The sequence below is a fragment of the Desulfovibrio fairfieldensis genome (assembly GCF_001553605.1).
Taxonomy (GTDB): Bacteria; Desulfobacterota; Desulfovibrionia; order Desulfovibrionales; family Desulfovibrionaceae; genus Desulfovibrio; species Desulfovibrio fairfieldensis.
This window is the reverse complement of the sequence record NZ_CP014229.1, coordinates 1,244,237-1,264,327: the sequence shown is the minus strand read 5'-3', so window position 1 is coordinate 1,264,327 and position 20,091 is coordinate 1,244,237. Positions and strand designations below refer to the sequence as shown.

The 20,091-nt window shown below is 58.0% G+C and carries 8 protein-coding genes; 5 read left to right on the top strand and 3 right to left on the bottom strand.

Features of this window, described 5'->3' with window-relative positions; genetic code table 11:
• Positions 1–82: 82 nt before the first annotated feature.
• Complete coding sequence (tnpA, locus tag AXF13_RS05310; RefSeq protein ID WP_062251401.1) at positions 83–541, bottom strand: IS200/IS605 family transposase; 459 nt, start codon at positions 539–541, stop codon at positions 83–85.
• Between the two features lie 365 nt (positions 542–906).
• Between tnpA and AXF13_RS05305 the strand changes: the two genes are divergently transcribed.
• A complete protein-coding gene (locus AXF13_RS05305) occupies positions 907–1,245 on the top strand; it encodes an Arm DNA-binding domain-containing protein (protein ID WP_062251937.1) in 339 nt (112 codons plus the stop codon).
• A gap of 244 nt (positions 1,246–1,489) precedes the next feature.
• On the opposite strand, the gene AXF13_RS05300 is transcribed toward AXF13_RS05305, so the two are convergent.
• Together AXF13_RS05300 and AXF13_RS05295 are read right to left on the bottom strand one after the other, a co-directional pair.
• Positions 1,490–8,257, bottom strand: coding sequence for a non-ribosomal peptide synthetase (locus AXF13_RS05300; protein ID WP_062251936.1), 6,768 nt, complete (start codon positions 8,255–8,257; stop codon positions 1,490–1,492).
• Positions 8,258–8,266: 9 nt separating this feature from the next.
• Positions 8,267–10,195, bottom strand: coding sequence for a non-ribosomal peptide synthetase (locus tag AXF13_RS05295; RefSeq protein ID WP_223299984.1), 1,929 nt, complete (start codon positions 10,193–10,195; stop codon positions 8,267–8,269).
• 261 nt (positions 10,196–10,456) lie between these two features.
• On the opposite strand from AXF13_RS05295, the gene AXF13_RS05290 reads away from it, so the two are divergent.
• From AXF13_RS05290 to AXF13_RS05275, 4 genes are all read left to right on the top strand, one after another.
• Complete coding sequence (locus AXF13_RS05290) at positions 10,457–11,317, top strand: 4'-phosphopantetheinyl transferase family protein (RefSeq protein WP_062251934.1); 861 nt, start codon at positions 10,457–10,459, stop codon at positions 11,315–11,317.
• A gap of 85 nt (positions 11,318–11,402) precedes the next feature.
• On the top strand, positions 11,403–13,217 hold the full coding sequence (locus AXF13_RS05285) for a non-ribosomal peptide synthetase (protein WP_236887155.1): 1,815 nt from the start codon (positions 11,403–11,405) through the stop codon (positions 13,215–13,217).
• Entirely contained in the window at positions 13,214–17,398 is a 4,185-nt protein-coding gene (locus AXF13_RS05280; protein ID WP_062251932.1) for a condensation domain-containing protein, read from the top strand. Before AXF13_RS05285 ends, AXF13_RS05280 begins: the two co-directional genes overlap by 4 nt.
• Positions 17,395–20,013 carry a beta-ketoacyl synthase N-terminal-like domain-containing protein gene (locus tag AXF13_RS05275; protein WP_062251931.1) on the top strand — a complete coding sequence of 873 codons (2,619 nt, stop codon included), beginning with the start codon at positions 17,395–17,397 and terminating at the stop codon, positions 20,011–20,013. The genes AXF13_RS05280 and AXF13_RS05275 overlap by 4 nt, the downstream gene beginning before the upstream one ends.
• Positions 20,014–20,091 lie beyond the last annotated feature (78 nt).

Sequence of the window (20,091 nt, the reverse complement as noted above, 5' to 3'; positions counted from 1 at the left end):
GGGTTCTTCATATGCGCCTGTAAGGCTTTCTTACCAGCTGCGCCCTAGCAGGCGCTCTTGCGATCTGACATTTGCATTTCTGTTACTTGCGGCCCGTAAACGGGCTCCTTGGGTAGGGTAGGCTCAACTGATCGCCAAGTTTATCCGACTCCAGCTGATGCTTGATGTAATCCTGAATCTTGGCCTTATTCTTGCCCACTGTATCGACGTAATACCCACGGCACCAAAATTCTCGATTGCGGTATTTGAACTTCAAATCCCCAAATTGTTCATAGATCATGAGACTACTCTTACCCTTTAGATAGCCCATAAAACTCGACACACTCATTTTGGGGGGAATCTCAAGCAGCATGTGGATGTGGTCTGGGCAACATTCTGCCTCCACTATTTTTACATCCTTCCATTCGCACAACTTGCGCAGAATTTCGCCAATGGCGCGCTTCTTTTCACCATAGAACACCTGGCGGCGATATTTAGGCGCAAAAACAATGTGATATTTGCAGTTCCACCTTGTGTGGGCTAAACTTTTGGCGTCACCCATCGTGACCTCCTTTTGATTTGTTGACTCGCAGTTGCCAGACCGCGAGACTTTTTAACAAATCAAAAGGAGTTTTACTGACATGGGCAAAGCTGTAAGCTTTTTAGAACCCCCCGCCTAGCGGGGGGTTTTCTCCATACAAAAAAGAATGCCAAGGTCTAAAAGACCTTGGCATTCTTTGGTTTTTCCTTCCGGTATGGTTTCCCAAAGTCCAGCCTCGTCCGCTTGCATCCAAACATTTTATGGGTATATCCGTAGGTAGAAATGTGGTACGACATTTCTGGTGCCTACATGAATAACCGCGCGGAATCAAAAATATTTTTATCCATGTGGGTATCACTTCGTCCAACGACAGCCAAGGAGTGCCCATGCCTCTTACCGATACCCACATCCGCAGTCTGAAACCCGACGTGAAGCCCCGCAAGTATTTTGACGGCGGCGGTCTGTTTCTCTTCATCCCCGCCAACGGAAGCAAACTCTGGAGAATGGCCTACCGTTTTGACGGCAAAAGCAAGCTGCTCAGTTTCGGGGAATATCCCACCGTATCGCTCAAGGACGCCAGAGAACGCCGCGAAGAGGCGAAGCGCATGTTGTCCAGGGAGATTGACCCGTCAGACCACAAGCGACAGCTACGGCAGGCCAGAGCCATCGCGGAACGCGACAGCTTCCAGAATATCGCCAGAGAGTGGCAATGCAGGCAGCTGTGATATCTCTTCCGTCACAATGTCGCGGTTGCTTTTTGAACTGGCTGTCATGAGACCTCTTCCCGGTTTTTCCAAAACAGGTCATAGGCGACAGATGCGTCTGCTTCATACAAAGGCCCTTCTTTCCCGGTCCCTATCCCCATTGCCACCGGACGGGAAAAGACAGAGTTACGGCAGGCGGAACAAGTCGCTCGCCGGAGTTCGCCAGTGCCGATAAAAACCAAGCCGGTATGCAGCCGCTTTACTGTCAAATCTCTTCCCATTCGCCGACACTGCCGCGTTGTTGTTCTTCAATGTAGGTTACCATCCCAGAAAAACAAATTAAGCTATAAATCTGGCGCACCTGCATTGAAACGCCGAACTCTTTTTCCATGAAATGGACCAGCCGTACCGCCAGCAGGGAATTTCCCCCATCGCTGAAAAAATTGCTGTCACTCTCCGGTTGAACATGGAGCACATCGCTCCACCAGCCGCTAAGGGCCTTGGCCACCTCGGAATCGAATTCGGACGGTTGTTCCCTGCTCCGCTCGGCCAGTCGCGTCATTTCTTCTTTGCACATGGAACGCAAAGCGGCATGGTCGATTTTTCCCGTATGGATACGCGGCATATCTTCCATCCAGAGAACATAACGTGGGATGAAAGCGGCAGGCAGCCTTCCCTCCAGTTGCGAGCGCAGGACCGCCGACAAGAGCTCCAACACAGGCATTTTTTCCACGCGGGACATATTTCCGCGGTCAGCTGCAAGGCATGCCACAAGGCTGTCGTGACCATTGTCATCCATGCAGAGCACCGAGGCCTGCTGAACGCCGGGCAGAGCAAGAAGCAGCCCTTCCACTTCCTGAGGAGCGATCTTTTGTCCACGGATCTTGATCTGCCGGTCAGTTCTTCCAAGGCAAATCAGATTCCCGTCTTCCGTCCAGACTCCCATATCACCGGTGCCGAAGGCGGGTTCTTCCTTATGCCTGAAAAAAGCGTCTGTTTTGATTATGCTGCCGTTTTCCTGAAGATAGCCCTGGCAAACCATTCTGCCGCATACGCAGATTTCCCCGCGCATGCCGGGAGGAAGCACGGCTCTGGTCTTGTCCATGAGAAGGATACGGCCACCGGCGATGGGTTTTCCGGCCGGGACAGCTGATGTGCCTGTGAGGGAGGAAGAACAGAGATGCCATGCGGCATCGCAGGTTATCTCGGTGCTGCCGTAAAAATTATAGATTTTCGCTGCAGGGAAGGCGCGTTGCAGGCGGTGCGCCAAAACAGAAGGCAGAGGTTCGCCGCTGGACACAATATGCCGCAAGGCGTCCGGAGTCCCCTTTCCTCGTTCCGCCATGGCGGCAAATTCACGCAGCAGGCTCGGCACCGCCACAAGCCGCGTGATTTTTTCGGTCTTCAAAATTTCATACAGCGTATCCACATGGGCGATGCTTTTTTCCTCCATGAAAAACACGGGGAAGCCATAAAACAGCGGCCCGAAAATTTCGCAAAAGCAGTCGCCGAATGCCATGTCCGTCTTGGAGCATCCCTTGTCCTGCACGGTTGGCGGCATTAATTTTTCTCCCCATTCAAGCCTTCCCACAAGACCGGCATGGGAGAGAGCCACCCCCTTGGGCCTGCCGGTGGAACCGGAGGTGAAGATCACCCAGGCAGTTCGCTCCAACATCCCGGCTGGACGTTCGGCCGCGAGAACCGCTGCCCCGGCGTTTCCCTGCACAATATCGCTCCCCAGCACAACAGGACCTGTGAAAGCCCTTTCCAGGCACCGGCCCCAAAGTCCTGCCAGGTCTTGCGGACAGTTTGCCACAAGCGCAACGGGACTGGCGTGTTCCAGTATGGAAAGCGCTCTTTCGGCGGGCAACGTGACGCTGATGGGCATGACCGCCGCTCCCAGTCGCCATGCCGCGAGCATGGCCGCCGCAAGCTCGGCTCCTCGCGGCATGTAGAGTGCGATGAGGCGTGGATGCTCCAAGGGAGTTTCGGCTGAAAGGGCGGGGACAAGGTTTTTCATTGTTTCCGCCATGCCTACGGCCCGTGAAAATAACTCAAGGTAGCTGTATTCCCGGCGGTCCCGGCCCGCATACTCCATAATCGCGACCTGATACGGATGGCGGCGTGCCGTCTCAACAAACCAGTCCCATAGGGATGCATGCCGCAGGGGAACGGCCGCCTGGCAGTTCACGCTCTCAAGCAGCGCCTCATCCCGGTCAAGGCAATATCGCATTTCTGAAAGAGCCATATCCGGTTGGCGGGCGCATTGAGCAACGACATACTCCAGCCTGGCAAACAGGTTTTCCACATGTTTGCGCTCCATCACGGCCTCATCAAACACCACAACGAAGCTCAAGCCGCCATCAGCCTCATGCAGAGCAACCTCCATGTCCATACCGCTCTTGTGTTCTCCTCCCGCCGCAATGGATAAGGTCACGTCCCCGGCCCTGACCAGGTTTTTGTCGGTATTGTCCTGGCTGAACGTTATGGAGAAAAATGTCTTTCCGGCGGATTCCATGCTTGAGTCGTCGCTTCTTACCAGCAGTTCAAAAGGGGCGAGCTCATGTTGCTTGGCCAACATCAGTCCCTTATGGGCGGCTTCCAGAATATCCTCAAAGGTTTGGGCTCCGGCAAAATCAAAAGCCAGGGGCTGCGGGTTGACCAGCATACCCACGATACTTTCCAGGTCGGGAAGAAAACGCTGCGCCGAGTAAGTGCCCAGAAGAATGCGCTCACTTCCAGAGTAGCGTGAGGCCAGGAGGGCGAAACCGGCCAGAAGGAAAATAAAGGGCGTTACTTTTTCCTGCGCCGCCGCCCGACGCACCTGCTCCGCCAGAGCATGAGGAAGGGTATGCCGAAAGAAACTGTGGCTTCCGCCTCCCCCTCTTGCCTGTGGCCTTGCCCCGGCCAGGCTTGCGTGAAAAGAAGCCGGCTGCGCATCCAGGCTGCGCAGGGCCGCAGCATAGGCGTCCGTGTGCTTCTGCATGGCGTCCATGACTTCCGGCAGACGTTCCCAGCAGGCAAAATCGCCATATGAATATTTTGCCATGGGCACTTCCGTGCCTTCCATGGCCAGGCGCCACTGGGCCAGAAAGATCTTCATGGACCAGCCGTCAAAAACCGCATGGTGGACCACAAGCAGCAGCTCGGCGGCCTGGGCTTCCCCCTCCTCCACCGGCATGAGGGCAAGGGTTCCCCGTACAAGAGGCCCCTCCAGCATAGTCAGAGCCTCCGCCCCTCTCTTCCTGGCGGCGTCCGTCCACCTGCCGGCGGCGCTTTCCGGGGAGAGGTTTCGCAGATCCAGCACCTCAAAAAGCGCTTCGATCCGAGGCAGCACCCGCTGAACAAGCAGCATGCCCCCGGCGGCGTCCGGCCTCTCATCAAAAACAGTGCGCAATGCCGGATTCGCGTTTATCGCCGTCCCGAACGCGGCAATAATGCGGTCAGTGTCGATCCGACCCCGCAGACTGAACATGAAAGGCAGATTGTACAGCCCGTTGACAGGCTGAATCATTTCGTCCACGTGGATACGTTGCTGCGCGCGCGAAGCAGGGTACAGGCCGGAAGCACTTTGCAACTGCGCCGCCTCACTGAGGGAAGGCAGTTTGTTACGCTCCTCCCCTGCACCCAAACCGGCTATATATCCGGCAAGCGCCGCAAATGAAGGGTGCTGGAATACGCTCAGTATGCCCAGATGCGGAAAACCGGCGGACATGAGTTTGTTGAGCAGACGAATGGCCGAAATGGAGTCGCCGCCGCATTCAAAAAAATTGCTTGTCTCTGATTCAGGCCTGCGGCCAAGCAATTCTTCCCATATTTTTGCCAAGGTTGAGCGCAACGGCGTATCCAGCCGCACGTCCTCGCCAGTCCGGGGCAGTTGCCATTCAAGAATGGCCTTTCTGTCCACCTTGCCGTTGGAGGTCACCGGAAAAGACGAACACAAGCCGATAAACGGCGGAATCATGTACGAAGGAAGAAAGCGCAGAAGATGGGCTCGAAGCTCCTTCAGACAAATATCTTTGCCTTCTCTCGCCCTGACCCAGGCAACCATGACAGGAGAACCCGCCGGGCCGGGCCGGGCGAGAACCACAGCTTCCTCCACGGCGGGAAAGGTCTGGAGATGGTGTTCGACCTCGCTCAGTTCAATGCGGTAACCGCCAATTTTGACTCGGTTGTCCTTGCGCCCCACGAATTCCAAAACGCCGTCGGCATGCATACGGACCATATCGCCCGTTTTGAACAGGCGCTCGCCATTTTTCCCGCAGGTGGGAAAAAGCTGTTGGGTCAGGCGGTCGTCATTGGAATATCCCGGCGACATAAAAGGACCCGTGCAGCACATTTCCCCCACCACCCCGCGCGGGCGGATATTGCCTGCCGCGTCCACGACGCGGCAGCCGCAATTGGCTATGGGGGTTCCGTACGGCAGGCTGTTCCAGCAATCCTCCACCCTGGTTACCGTATGGGTGACATTCCAGATTGTTATTTCCGTGGGGCCCCCAACCGTAACGATCTTTGCTCCGGGCGCCAGACGGAACAGCGTCCGGGCGGTTTCCAGCGGCGTCCAGTCGCCGCCGAGGCATACGACACGTAATGATGCCAGAACGCTTTTGACCTTTTCTTCAGACAGTCCACGGCAATAATCCACAAGCATGGTCAGCATGGCGGGCACGGTATGCCAGAACGTCACGCCGTGCTTTTCGATCAGCTCAAACCAGTGCCGGGGATCCTTGCGCAGGCGGGGATCGGGATAAACCGCGCACATGCCGCACAGCATATTGCCCATATACTCCGGTATGGACATGTCGTGTTGCAGGGGCGACAGGGAGAGAACCACGTCATCGGCCCCCAGCCCCAGCCTGCCCATGTGGGCGCGCACGTTGAGAATACCGGCAAAAGGCAGTTCCACCCCCTTGGGGACGCCGGTGCTGCCCGATGTGTGGATGACGCAGAAGACGCTCTTGTCCCACACTCGCCGCCCGGTCGGCAGGGCTGTGCGCACCAGCTCACCCGATGCCACATCCAGCATGGGCAGGCCGAAGGCCGCCGCTTTTTCCCGAAGCGACGCGTCGGTCACAACCATGGCCGCGCCGCAACGCCGCACGATTTCTTCCAGCCGCTCAACGGGGCTTTCCACATCCAGCGGAATGCACACGCCCCCGGCAGATCTCACGGCAAAAGGCATGATGCTCTGCCAGCGGCCTTTTTCCAGAAGAATGGCCACCCCTTCGCCGGGTTTGAGGCCGGCCTCGCACATTCGGGCTGATGCGCCGCACACGAGTGCGGACACGTCACGCCACATCAGAGCGCCCCGGACATCCTCAATGCAGACATGCTCCGCGCGCGTGGAAGAAAATTCGTCAATGACGGCGGCAACGTCCATGTCGGCAATCGCGCAATCTCCCCCCCAGGTCAAACTGTACGGGACAGGGAGGGCAAGAACAGACAGAGGAAATGCCTCATGCCAGATGTCGTCCCTGTCGGCGCAGGCGCGCACCAGGGCCTCAAAAGCGGCAAACATGTTTTCCGCAAGCCCTCTGGGGAAAACGCCATCCAGAATATCCCATGAAAGGCGCAGCTCTCCGCGCACCACGGCATACTGGGCATCAATCCAAACTTGCGGCGTCTGACTGAGCCCCTTGCGGATACGACCTATGCGTTCAAGGGGTTCCATCCAGGAAGAGCTCGCGCCCTCTCCCGAATCCGTTTCACTCGTAAAAACAAAGGGCATGCAGGCTTCCGGCCCCAATGCATTGGCCTGACGCCATTCACGCAGGATGGCCACTCCCGACACATGGCAATATTGCAGGTCTTCCAGCAGTTGAGCCATGACAAGACGGGTCCTTTCCAGAAGACTCCCGCTCGCCATGCAGTCGTATTTCACCAGCGTCATGCTGGCGAATTCACCAACGCACGCATTCACATCCGCATGCACGGGCAGCCTGTTGCCCCAGGGCACATTGATGGTGAACGCGGGTTCTTCGGACCAGTGCCCCAGGGTCTCCGCATAGCAGGCAAGCAAAAAGGCGGCCAAGGTCACTCCCTTGCCGCGCAAGGAATTTCTCAGCGTTTTGAGTCCTGCTTCCGAAAGTCTTGCTTCCAGACGATAGGACTTCACGGGGTCGTTCGAGCTCTTTTTACCGGAGCCACGGGCCTCCGGACGATAGCCCCGCTTTTTTTCAAGCGGCAGCATGGGCGCTGCCGGCAGGGTGGCCACTTTGGTTTTCCAGTAGGAAAGACTGGCCTGATAGGCGGAGGAATTCCGGAAGGACCGCATGGCAAGTACATAATCCCTGAAGCTCAAGCCCGGCGGGGGAGGTAGCGTCAGGCCGTGATACAGGGCGGCCAATTCTTCCATGAGCACGCGGTAACTCTGCCCGTCCAGGCACCATGTGTCCTGGCTGGCAAAAAGAATGTCAGTTCCGTCCGGCAGCCGCACCGCGTGAAACGCGCACTGAGGCCATGTTTCGAGCGAATAGCAGCGGCAGGACAAATCGCGGCGGATGGAGTCCAGCGTCTTGTCCGCTTCCTGGGCGGACAGGTCCGAGGCGTCCGTACGCATTATCCTGATGGGGGAATATTCCCTCAGGATGCGCTGCATGCCGTCACCGACGACCACAGCATGCAGCATGTCATGCCGCTGCACCAGCGTATTCAGGCATTTTTCCAGGCGCTCCACATCAAGGCCCGGAACCTCAAGCTCAAAGTATGCGTGAATGCCCACCTGCCCATATTGCAGCGTGTCTCCGCGCCCGATCCAGTATGCCTGCTGGTTGTCCGTCAGCGGAAAGGGCATAAAACGGTTTTGGACATCCGGACTGAGTTCCGGAATCTCCTGCCGCAGGGCCCTCTCTTCTTCCTCAAGCAATTGCAAAAGCTCCCGCTTACGCAGCCTGAGAGTATCCAGACGACTGCTTGTCAGGGCCTCTCGCGGGCCGCGGCAGACAATCTCCCCCTCTTCAGCATATAAGACTATGCCCTGACTGCGCAGTTCAAAAACAAATTCGAGAAGTTCCGCTGGATACCCGGCATTCATGGCATACCCCTAAATCTTGACGGTCAGTTCGTCCTGGGCCTTAAGCCCTGTGCCGCGGACGGGCAGGAGCCGCGCGCCCGCACCGCTCCCGGCGGCCGTCGGGCCGTTCATTCTGGCATTTTCAATGAAAAGCCTGACCATATAGGCGGTACGCGGATGTGAAAAAAGTCTGAAAGGAACCGCCACCTGAAAGACGGAGCGGAAAACGGCAATCAGTTGCGCGGCAAGCAATGATGTGCCGCCGTGATCAAAGAAAGCGTCATTTTCGCTGAAAGCCTCAGACCGCAACACTGCCTGAAAGGCCGCGCAAACGTCACCACCGGAGGAAAACGGTTTCACGGCAGGGGGCACCGGCAGGCGCTTTTGATCAACTTTGCCGTGGGCGGTCAGCGGAATGGATTCCACAACGAGGATGTGTCCGGGAACGAGATGGGCGGGAAGTTCTTCCGCAAGAGCCTTGCGCAGGTTCTCAGCGAAAATCTCGGGTTCCATGCCGAACGCGGAGCCGTCGGCCACTACATAGGCGACAATGGTCGGGTAGTCCCCGCGCACAAAGGCGACATGCACATTGGACACGCGGGGTTGGCGCATGACGGCCGAACTGATTTCACCGGGGTCCACCCTTTTGCCCCCGATCTTGAACTGCGCGTCGCTTCTCCCTACCAGAACAAGCCGCCCGTCAGGTTGCAGATAGGCCATATCACCTGTCCGGTAGCGGCGTTTTCCGCTCCGGGGGTCAGTCACAAAGCAACGGGCCGTCCGTTCCGGATCATTTATATACCCGAGCCCCACGCCCGGCCCGCCGATGAGCAGTTCCCCCACCTGCCCTGCGGGCAGAGGCGCAAGATCGTCATCTACGACCAACAGCTCCGCATCGCCAAAGGGTTTTCCCACTGCAAGGGGACCTTCGGGCAGAGGAAGGTCTATGTTTCCGGCGGCGGCGACCGCGCAGGTTTCCGCCGTCCCGTAAGAGTTGTTCATTACGATGCCGGGGCAGGCGCGCATGATCTTTTCTATACGGTCCTTATTGGGCAATTCTCCGCCGAAAATCAGGACTTCAAGACCGCTGAAAACGCTTTCATCCTGTGCGGCAAGCGCGCTCATGACGCTTACAGGCATGGCTGCCGTATTGATCTCCCATTTTTTCAGATGCATTTTCAGACTATGGGCATCAAGCAGCGTTTCTTCCGGGGTAAGCACGAGCGTGCAGCCGTTCAGCAGGCTGATCCAGAGCTCTATAATGGAAAGATCAAAAGTAAGTGCCCCTCCGTAAAGCACTCTCTTGCCGGCGCTGAATCCGGGCATGCCCCGTGAGCCGACAAAATTGGCGCAAATGCCGTCATGGGGCAGGGCCACCCCCTTGGGTGTTCCGGTGGAGCCCGAGGTGTGTATGACATACAGCGGCGGGGGCATATCCCCATACCGGGCCCGCATCACATCTCTCATTTCCACTCTGCTCCAGGATGAAACAACCTTCCCGGCTCCAAGCAGATCATCGGTATAAACAACGGGCGTTTCACCGCCCCAGCCGGACACGGACATACCCTCCTTATCGCACACAAGCAGACACATGCGACAGTTGCCCCTGACCGCTTTCAGACGGTTGTCCGGCCAGTCGCAGCCCAGGGGCATATAGGGAATGCCCGCTTTGGCGGCCCCCACCGCGGCCACGACATGCCGCGCCGAGCGGCAGTGATAGAACCCGATGACCGGCAAGGTATCTATCGAGTATGGCATCTCTCCCTGCAGAATCCCGGCATCGCCGGCACGGGTAAAAATTGCGGCGGCTCTGTCGGAAAGCAAATCGAGATCCGAAAACGACAGGCACAGGTCAGGTCCCATAACCGCCGGAACGGCTGGGTTGGAGCGCGCCACTTCTGTAAAGCGTCTAAGCAGATCTGTTGCCATGACTCCTCTCTTACTGGACGGTAAAAACAATCCTCACAAAGCAATGTGAGAAGGTTTGTCTATGATACACGCGATGCACTCGCTGTCATGCCCATTTTGGTTATTTTTTTGCCCATAATGACAAGATATTCACGGCCATATATGGAGGATAACTATCCATATATTAATTAAAAATTCCCATAACTTTTTTTGGGATAAAAAAAATACAAACATGAGCAGCCCCCATGTCGGATCATGCGATATCTTGGATCGCGTCTGAAATGCAGCATGCCTATCGCAAGGAGAGCTGGCATGAAAAGCCCACGGGAAAATCCGACCAAGCCGCATGTTGCCCTGCGTCCGGCCCCCTTTGATACAGAGACTGAAGGCGAGGAGAAAGTGCACGTATACCTTACCCACGCCCGCGACCTGATGGACTTGGCCTCCCCGGCGCAGCAGGGGCACGGCCTGGAAGCGTTGCTGGAACGCGAAGATCCGGCGTCCACGCTGGGTCGGGCTTTTGCCCTGCTTTCCCCGCAGGAACAATACAAAGCGCTTCGTTTTCACCGACTGAATGACGGAATCCTGTATATGGCGTCCCATGCTGCCCTGCGCATGTTATTAAGCCTGGAAAAAGGCCGCCGTTTGCCGCATGAGTGGCTTTTCGCCTCCAGCAATTACGGTAGACCCTACCTTGTCGCCGACGCCTTCTGCGACTTTAACCTTTCCCATTCCTGGCCATGGGCCGCTATTGCTTTCTGCCGCCACGGACGCTGTGGAGTGGATGTGGAGCTTCAAGAACATCTGGGCGACTGGCAGGCCCTGATCCCCCTGGTATGCCATGAAAATGAACAGCAGCGCATGGAGCAAGCCGGACGCCCGGCACATCAGTTTCTTCGGCTCTGGACTGCCAAGGAAGCCGTTTCAAAAGTCCTTGGACTGGGACTTTCGCTTCATTTTCCTTCCATGGAAACGGATATGAGTACCGGCAGCATCCGCATCGACGGCCGCCCCGCGCCGGTGCGTTTTGTCCACTTGGCGAACAGCGTGGAAGAAGGGGTTGTATCCGTGGCTTGGGCGGGTACTCCGGAAAAATCTTTTTGTTGCCGCGTAAGTCAATTCAACGTGACCACGGGATGTGTCGCACACGTGGGTGAACATCATGTGCAATAACAACGCATCGCTTGAACTGAACGAGACAAGACTCATCGCTTCATTTTTGGAAAATGCACGGCTTTTCCCCGATCAGGAAGCCGTAGTGGACGGAGAACAGAGCATCACCTATGCAGAGCTTGATGCAGTGTCCAACCGCATTGCGGCGCGCCTGCAGCGGTCATACTCCCAGACTCCTGAGCAGCCGGTCAAGGTTGTGGGTGTGCTGCTGCCCCGTTCGATCGGCAACGTGGCCTGCTGGCTGGGAGCGGCAAAGGCGGGCATCGCCTATGCCCCTATCGGGCTGGACTGGCCCCCGGCGAGAATTCAGGGCATCCTGCGCCGCTGCAGCATAAAGGTCGTGCTCACCGGCGGGGATTGCGCGGCAATCATTCCACGGGACCTGCCGGTCGAGGTGCTGGATGTTGCGGATTTTTTGGACATGCCGGACAACGCCCCCGCTATTGAGATACGTGTCCAAAAATCCCGCGATGAAGAATCCCTGCCTCTGTATGTCATCCACACTTCGGGTTCCACCGGAGAACCCAAGAGCGTCGCCCTGACCCATGCCAACACATACGCAGTACTGCAAAATCCCTCGGAATACGGCGTACGAAAACATGACCGCATGGCGCACGTCATCGCCGTCACATTCGACCTTTCCATGATGGAGGTCTGGGGCAGCCTTCTGCATGCCGGAACGATCATTGTAACGGAAACAGAAGTATCCCTGGATGCGGAACGCCTCAAATCCCACATCAGCCGCTACGACATTTGTTGGGCCATACTCTCCACTGGAGTTTTCAACATTCTGTCCACACAGGACGTTACGACCCTGAAAAGCATGCGCGACGTATGCATTTGCGGCGAAATGCCCAATCGCGAAGCCATCATGAAGGTATGCGCGGCATGCCCCGGCACCACTATCCACAACTGCTACGGACCGGCGGAATGCACCATATACGTCACGCGGGAGAGTATCACCCCGAAAAGCCTTGAACCTGCCGTAGTTCCTGCGGGCCGCCCCATTGCAGCCGCCGGAATATTTATCGTGGACGACGACATGCGCCCGCTTCCGCCCGGTTCCGTGGGCGAAGTACTCATAAGCGGACCATGCGTGGGCCTGGGCTACATCGGGGATGCGAAGCGGACGGGCCGCTCCTTTGTGCACTTGCCGTACCTCGAGGGACGCGTTTACCGGACCGGCGACTACGGAACCCTGGACGAACACGGCAGCCTGACGGTCTTCGGCAGAAAGGACAACCAGATAAAAATATCCGGACGCCGCGTGGAACTTGGAGAAATCTGCTCCACAGCCATGGGGGCGCCGGATGTAAAAATGGCCTTCATCTCCCTCACGCAGGGCACTGACAGAGAACTTGTCGCCTATGTCACGCCCGAATCCCCCGCGATGCTGACCGACCGGAATCTTCGGGCACGTTTCATGGCCGGTCTGAAAGATCACATGCTTGCCCGTCTGCCCGAATACATGGTTCCCAGGCACTACATCCTGGTGGACAGTCTGCCCCTGAACACGCACGGCAAAGTTGACCGCAGCCGCCTTCCCACGGTGCCCACTCCCACGCTGGTCGAAGACGGCAGTATCCTCGGGATGTTCCGCGAAGTTCTCGGCAACTGTGACTACAGACTCCAGGATTCCTTTTTCGATGCGGGTGGCACCTCCATCAAGGCCGCACGCCTCATCGGTGAGATCAGACAGGCGACACAGGTCCCGGTGCCGTTCAGTCTGCTTCTTGAAGACAATACCGCCGCCAAAGTACAAGCCTATGTCGAGAGTGCCCGGAATTCCGGTGTGAACACGTTTCATGACGCCCCCAAAACGGAGCCGGTCAGGTTTTCTTTCCACAGGCGCACAAGGCGGCCTTCTTCTCTTGAGAAAGCTGTGGGAGACGAACAATGAGAGCGGAAGACATCCTCCGCCGGTGCGCGGACCGCAACATACAGGTTGAAGGGAAAAACGGACGGCTTCTTGTGAATCCGGCCAGCGCATTGACGCCGGATCTGCGCATGGAACTCAAGCGCGGCTCGCGTATGCTTCTCAGACGGCTCGAAAGCGCGAACGCCTCTCCTGTCCTGCGCTTGCCGCCGCCTTCCACTCGTTATGCGGAAAAAGCCCCTCTGTCCCCCTATCAGCTGGGACTGTACAATCTGCACCTTGATGAGCGCGACAATACCAATGTGCTGAACCAGACGGGAGTTCTCGACCTGCTTTTTGTTCCTACGGAGCAGGAGGTTATGGCGTCCTTTGAAAAGCTGCTTGAGATTCACGGGGCGTTGCGCCTGTCCATCAGGATTTCTACTGACGGCAAACCGGAGCAGTTTCTGGACGTGCGACGCCCTGTACGTCCTGAGATCCACCAGACTTCGCCGGAGAATTTCAACGACAAGATTGCTGAAATTCTGGAAGCATATAAAAGAACCCCCTTCTCCATGGCTTCCGACCCCTTGATACGGGCGTCCTATGTGGCTGTGCCGGAGCAAAGGGCCGCTTTCGTACTCTGCGTGGATCACCTGATCATGGACGGATGGTCGGTTGGGATACTTCTTGAAGACTGGCAAAGACTCCTCTCGCCTGAAGCCGGATCCATTGCAGCCGCGCAGCGGCAACAGGAGCTTCAGTATACGGACTACGCCGCATGGGCCGCAGAGATCCTGCTGCCAGCCGTCCGGGAAAAACAGGCCGCATACTGGCGCAACGTGCTGCCCCTCGGGTCCGCTCCACACGCCTTTCCCACAAAAGTCGCCCGAGGCAACGACTCCGTCCGGAGCTGCGGGCTTATCCAAACGCGCCTCCGCCCGGAACTGCTTACGGAACTGCGGCAATGGGCGGCACGGCACGGCTGCAGTCTCTTTGCCGCCCTGCATACGGCCCTGCGTGTGGCGCTCTACCGCGCGAGCGGGCAGGAGGACGCTCCCATCCTCACCGTTTCCGCCAACCGGCAACAACTGGAAGGTACCGCGAGGATGGTGGGCTGCTTTATCAATGTGCTGCCCCTCTATTGCCCGCTGGATGGCGATGCCCCTCTATGCGAAGAGCTCCGGCAAAGCAATGCCGCCGTGCTGGCGGCGCTGGACAACCAGGATATTCCGTTCTGCTCCATTGTTGATGCCCTTGGGCTGCCCCGTGTCCGGGCATGGCAGCCCATCGGTCAGATAATGTTTCTGCTGCAGAATGCCTTTGCAGGCCGCAATGCCGGAAAAATGCGCGTACGCCTTCCTGACCATCCTGTCACCGAGCATGAGCTTTCCTTTATCGTGTGGGATTTCGGCGTTGAAAATACCTGGCTGCACGTGGAATACAGAGAAGATCTTTTTGAAAAAGAACGTATCCAGCTCCTTATGGACAACTTTTCCCGCACCTGCGAAGCACTGCCTCATGCCGAAGAACATACTGCCCGTGGCCTGACATCCGATGCCCGCCCATATCCTGGGCCGAAAGAGCATACGGAACCCGCCAAGGGACTACGGCGTCTTCTGTCCGCCCTGCGCACAGATGAAAATGCGGCGGTTCTGGGTCGCCTGCTGCAGGCACTCGCAACGCATTTCCCTTCAGCCCGGCCGTCGGAAGTGCTGTGCCTGTGGCGGGGAGGCAATACCCAGGCGCGACATATGCTGCAAAAAGCCTGCATACTCGGCGGGATTACACTTGCTCTGGCTTATGAGGATGAAGACGTTTCCTCCCTCATAACAGCTATGCGGCATCCTCCGCTGGGCGTCCTCGCGGTAGGGGAAAAAAGCTTGAGCCGTCCGGCCATGCCGGAAACAAAATATTGCGAAATTGTGAACGTCCTGTGGGAAGACCTGCTGCAAATCACGGACCTTCCGGCTGGAGATGCTCTTTTCCACGAGGGAAAAGGCATTCCTCCGCTGTTGGTCAATGACGGGGAAAGTCCGGCTGCATGGCAGGCTTATGACGCGAACGCTTTCATGGCGGGTCTGGAGGAAACCTGCCAAAACCTGAGCGGAGGGCAGGGGCAGATCCGCTTTCTTGAAAACGAAGATGCCGACCGCGCCGGCATTGTGGCTCTGGCCGCCCTGCTTCAGGGAATAATTCCTGTCTGGGGCCATCCTGACGACGCAATATGTGAAAACGCGCTTCCCGTCACAACAAACTGGGAAAGTGCGCTGCGCCTGCTGCAAAACGGCGTGCAATCGCTATGGATCATGGATGATCTGCCCACAGCCGCCTTTCTGGCAAAAAACCGGTCCGCACTCGACCGCTGCCGGCTTTTTTTGCGTATCCCCCGCAGCCTGCGCTGGGCAACAGCATTGCTCGACGGACAGGGCTGGCAGGGCGACGAGCGGTTCTGCCGGGCCGTCATCGGAAAGAATATCCTTCCCGCAGACTGCGTCTGCGGCGAACCGGCGGCTCTGGGCAACCTGTTCCGCGCCGTGCCCCTGTCGTCCGACACGCTGTCCATTCCGCTGCCGTCCGCCATTGCCGACCACCTCTGGTTCAAGGGACGCTCTGTGAACCTTGATGCGCTGACCGATTTTCTGCTGGCGGACACGCCGGGCTCTTCGCCTCATGCGGCCCTTGCTTTCGCAGCTCCTGAAACGTCTGGTTCCCTCTTGGATATAGGGGGCGAATGCATCCTCTGGCATGACGGGAGCGTTGCTTCCGATGCTGTGAAAAACCTTCTTTCCCGCATACCCCCCTGGCTACCTTGCGCGCACGCGGTCGAACTGACGCAAATACCGCTTATCCGGGCTTCTCACAACCGGGAGTTGCGTCCTGACCGGCATTACCTGTCACTGCTTCCGATCGCGACAGAAGAGCTTCTGAAGCGTTTTTTCCAGCGCTATTCTCACAGCTCTTTTGCACGGCAAGGGCTGTACATTGCCGAAAACGACTTTTTTGCGGATCAGGTACAAAAACTTGCCGTCGCCTATGCGGTGAAAGCCACAGATCCGCACGATCCGGAACCCTTGACTCGCGATGTGCTTTTTACGCAAGGGCCCGACCGTTTCGCGCGCCCAGTCGTGCCGGACGCCGCCTCCGTGCCCGACTGGGATCGTCCCTTTGCACCCGATCGCTTCTGCCTGCTGATAAATGGGGCGGGAGATGAAGGGCGCATGCTGGTCCAGGCACTACGACAACGGTCCACAGCCCGCTTTTTTCTTCTGGAACAACCCGGCTCTTCCGATTCGGCACTTCCCGACCAGACCGTCAGGCAAGCCCTGGAACGAGGACGGCAAAGCTTCGATGCCCTCCCCGGCGGCCTGCTGCATCTCGTGCACAGCCCCCAGGGCAACGGCAGGCATATTTCCCCGGAAAAACTGGGAGAAAAATTTTACCACCCCTTTCATCTGGAGGCTCCGGAAGCGCCGGTTATCTGCCTTTTGCGGGATGGATGCTCGCCCTCATTCTCTTCGCGGCACCGGGCAGGCATGGCGGGAGAAGACTTTGACGCCCTGTGTGACTATTTCGCCGGACAAAACAAATTTGCCCCGCATACCCATCTGTGCCTGTGCCTCCCTGTCTGGCGCAATGCGGATACGGCACGACTGGCGGCCAGCCGCATCTTTCGCATGCTGCAAAGCGGCCATGACAACGTCATTGCAGGAAAAAGCCCGGCGGATGCGATTGCATCCGGACATATGCAGGGCTTTGCCTACCCCGCCCGCTATCTGCACATCAGGGTCAGCCGGGGCGATGCACTCCCGCCGTTGCCGCACCCCCTGGCCTTGGCCGCGAGCCTGCCGACAGCGCCGCGTCTTGTCGCCCATGCCCCCGAAAACGGCGCATCCGAAGTCTGGCGAACGCTCGTCCAAATCTGGAAGGAAGTTCTGGAGCTGGATGATCCTGATCCGGAAGCCAACTTTTTCGATGTGGGAGGCAGTTCCGTGCTGATTCCGCCTCTTCGGGACAAAATCCGGCGAAACCTCGGCGTGGACATCGGCATGGCAGGTATATTCACCTACTCCAACCTTAATGACCTCCACATGCACATTGCATCACTGGCAAACAACGCCGCATCTCCCGGCCCGTTGCCCTCCGGAGCTCCCGCGCCATCCCGGGAAAACTTCCAGCGCAAAGTCCGGCAACAAAAAAAACGTCAGCACGAGGTATTTTCATGAGTGCAACTTCCCCCTGGGAACAGGAAGCGTATGCCAACGCCATAGCCATTGTGGGCATGGCTGGGCGCTTTCGCGGTGCCGATACCATTGAAGCTCTGTGGGATGTCTTGCGCGACGGCCGGGAAACCCTGCACCGCATGACCGGAGAAGAGCTTGCGGCGCAAGACTGCCCGGTTCCGATCATGGAGCATCCCTGCCATGTGCCTGTCACCGCGCAGCTGGAACGAGCGGACCTGTTTGACGCGAACTTTTTCGGCTTTACCCCGGCCGAGGCCCGTGCCCTTGACCCACAATTGCGGCTGATGCTGGAAACGTCCTGGCATGCCTTTGAGGATGCCGGCCATATCCCGGGCGATGAGCGTGCCGGCGTTACGGGCGTATTCGCAGGTGCGGCTCAGAGTTTCTACTGGCTTTTTCACACCCGGCCCACGGTCCGCGATCACCTGAGTGCGGCATTCGGTCAAAATCTGGTTTTAAGCGGGCAGGGTTTCAACAGCACATGGATATCCCACAAACTGAATCTCACCGGTCCGAGCCTGAACATCAACACGGCCTGCTCCACGGGGCTTGTGGCGGTGGCCTCAGGCTGCCAGAACCTCCTGGACTACAGTTGCGATCTTGCCCTGGTCGTCACCGCTTCCGTTTTCAGCCCGCGGCACTGGGGCTATTGGGCGGAGCCGGGCGGGATTCTTTCGCCCGACGGGCATTGCCGCCCGTTTGACGCGTCCGCCAACGGCACGGTCATGGGCGAGGGCGTCTGCGCGCTGCTTTTGCGCCGTCTCGGGGATGCCATCAACGGACGCGATCATATCCGGGCGGTCATACGCGGCTATGGAATCAACAATGACGGCGCGAGAAAGGCCGGTTACACCGCGCCCAGCGTCAAGGGCCAGACGGAAGTCATACGCATGGCGCACAGATCCGCAGCCGTAAGCAATGCGGACATAAGCTATGTCGAGGCTCACGGCACCGGCACGAATCTCGGCGATCCAGTAGAATTCGCGGGCCTGCGCGCGGCTTTTGACGCTCCGAGGCGGCAACCCTGCCGAATCGGCTCCGTAAAGGGCAATATCGGCCATCTTAACATCTCGGCCGGGACAGCGTCGCTTATCAAAACCGTTCTCATGTTCGAAAATGAATATATGCCCCCCCTTGTCAATCATCATCAGTGCAATCCGGAGATCGACATTGAAAACAGCCAGTTCCGGCTATGCGTCAAGGGTGCGGACTGGCCCGAAGACATGCCGCGCCTTGCCGGTGTGAGTTCTTTCGGCTTTGGGGGCACCAACTGCCACCTTGTGGTTGAACAAACGCCCGCATGGGCCCGTGAAAGCGGCATATCGGTCCCGCACGCCCGGAGCGCCCCGCCGAACGCCGTGAAAGACAGAAATGTTCGGCCCCTCTACCCCCTTATGTTCAGCGCCCCCGACCATGACAGCCTGTGTCGGCAGCTTCAAACCTTCGAGATATGGTTCGCGCGACATGCCGATGCCGATATGGCTGCTGTGTGCACCGCCCTTTGCCGCCACAGAAAACATTTTTCCCACCGGGCCCTGCTCATGGTTTCCACCACCGATGAGGCGGCTTCCGCCCTGCGCGACGGGCACATCCGCATGGCTACCTCGCCGCAGACGGCACGCCTCGCGGTTGTTCATCCGGACTACGGCTTGCAGTCGGCCGATTGGCTGCTCGCCGTCTCGATGAAATTACTCGGAGAATATCCCGAGCAACACGACGTTTTCTCCTTCTGCCTCGCCCCGTTGGGAATAAAGCTGGAACAACTGTCTTCATCCCTTCCCCGGCTGGAGGAAAACGTCCTGTGCAGAAAAAGTCTGGCGCTGGCCTTGGGGTATGCGCTGTCCGATATGCTGCGCCGAGCGAAGCTGCCCATATCTGCTGTCGTGGGACAGGGAACCGGAGCCATTGCAGGTATGTGTCAGGCAAACATCCTGTCGCGGGAGGAAGGGTTGCGCGAGCTTGCCCGGTTCCAGACCGGAAACCGGGCATGGCGGGCGGCGGACGCAGGAATCAGCTTCTCCACGCTGCCTTTCCATGCATCCGTCGAAGAGGTCGGAATGACGGACGGAGCGCCCCTGACATTTCTTGAATACCGGCTGGAACGCGACAAAAATGCGCCTCTGCCGGGGACCGCGGCCGTCTTTGACCTGACGGACGCGCAAGCCTCGCCCGCCCGAAACTGGGCGTCTGTCCTTGGTGAGCTTTTTCTGTGCGGCTTCTCTCCGCTCCTGCCCGATAAAGAAGCGCCCCGCATTTTCCTGCCCGGCTATACGTTCTCTCCCGACAGCCACTGGCTGCCCCTGAGCTATGACGATCAGCCCCCCCTTTCTCCGTCCCGGCCATCGAGCGAGGACGATACGCCTCCAGCCGAGCGGCTTCTGCTTGATATCTGGCGGGAAGCCCTGGGCATCGGCGATCTGGCCGCCAACGACGATTTTTTCCGCGCGGGCGGCACCTCCCTGACCGCCTTACGGATACTCGCGGCCATCGAGCTTCAGCTCGGAATCAAGCTCACTATGGGCACATTTATGGAGGCCCGTACAGTTGACGGGCTTATTCGGAAAATCGCCGAGCGGCTCGACGCGGCGGAACAATAGCATAAGCGAGGCCCTTTCATGCAGTCAGAGCGCATCTCCAAAACTGCCTTGTCAGGCATGGAAAAACTGAATGCTCTT

What these genes read in the sequence shown, in the direction of transcription:
- AXF13_RS05290 (WP_062251934.1), top strand. Translation starts at nt 10,457, where the DNA reads ATGAAAAGCCCACGGGAAAATCCGACCAAGCCGCATGTTGCCCTGCGT.
- AXF13_RS05305 (WP_062251937.1), top strand. Translation starts at nt 907, where the DNA reads ATGCCTCTTACCGATACCCACATCCGCAGTCTGAAACCCGACGTGAAG.
- AXF13_RS05280 (WP_062251932.1), top strand. Translation starts at nt 13,214, where the DNA reads ATGAGAGCGGAAGACATCCTCCGCCGGTGCGCGGACCGCAACATACAG.
- tnpA (WP_062251401.1), bottom strand. Translation starts at nt 541, where the DNA reads ATGGGTGACGCCAAAAGTTTAGCCCACACAAGGTGGAACTGCAAATAT.
- AXF13_RS05300 (WP_062251936.1), bottom strand. Translation starts at nt 8,257, where the DNA reads ATGAATGCCGGGTATCCAGCGGAACTTCTCGAATTTGTTTTTGAACTG.
- AXF13_RS05275 (WP_062251931.1), top strand. Translation starts at nt 17,395, where the DNA reads ATGAGTGCAACTTCCCCCTGGGAACAGGAAGCGTATGCCAACGCCATA.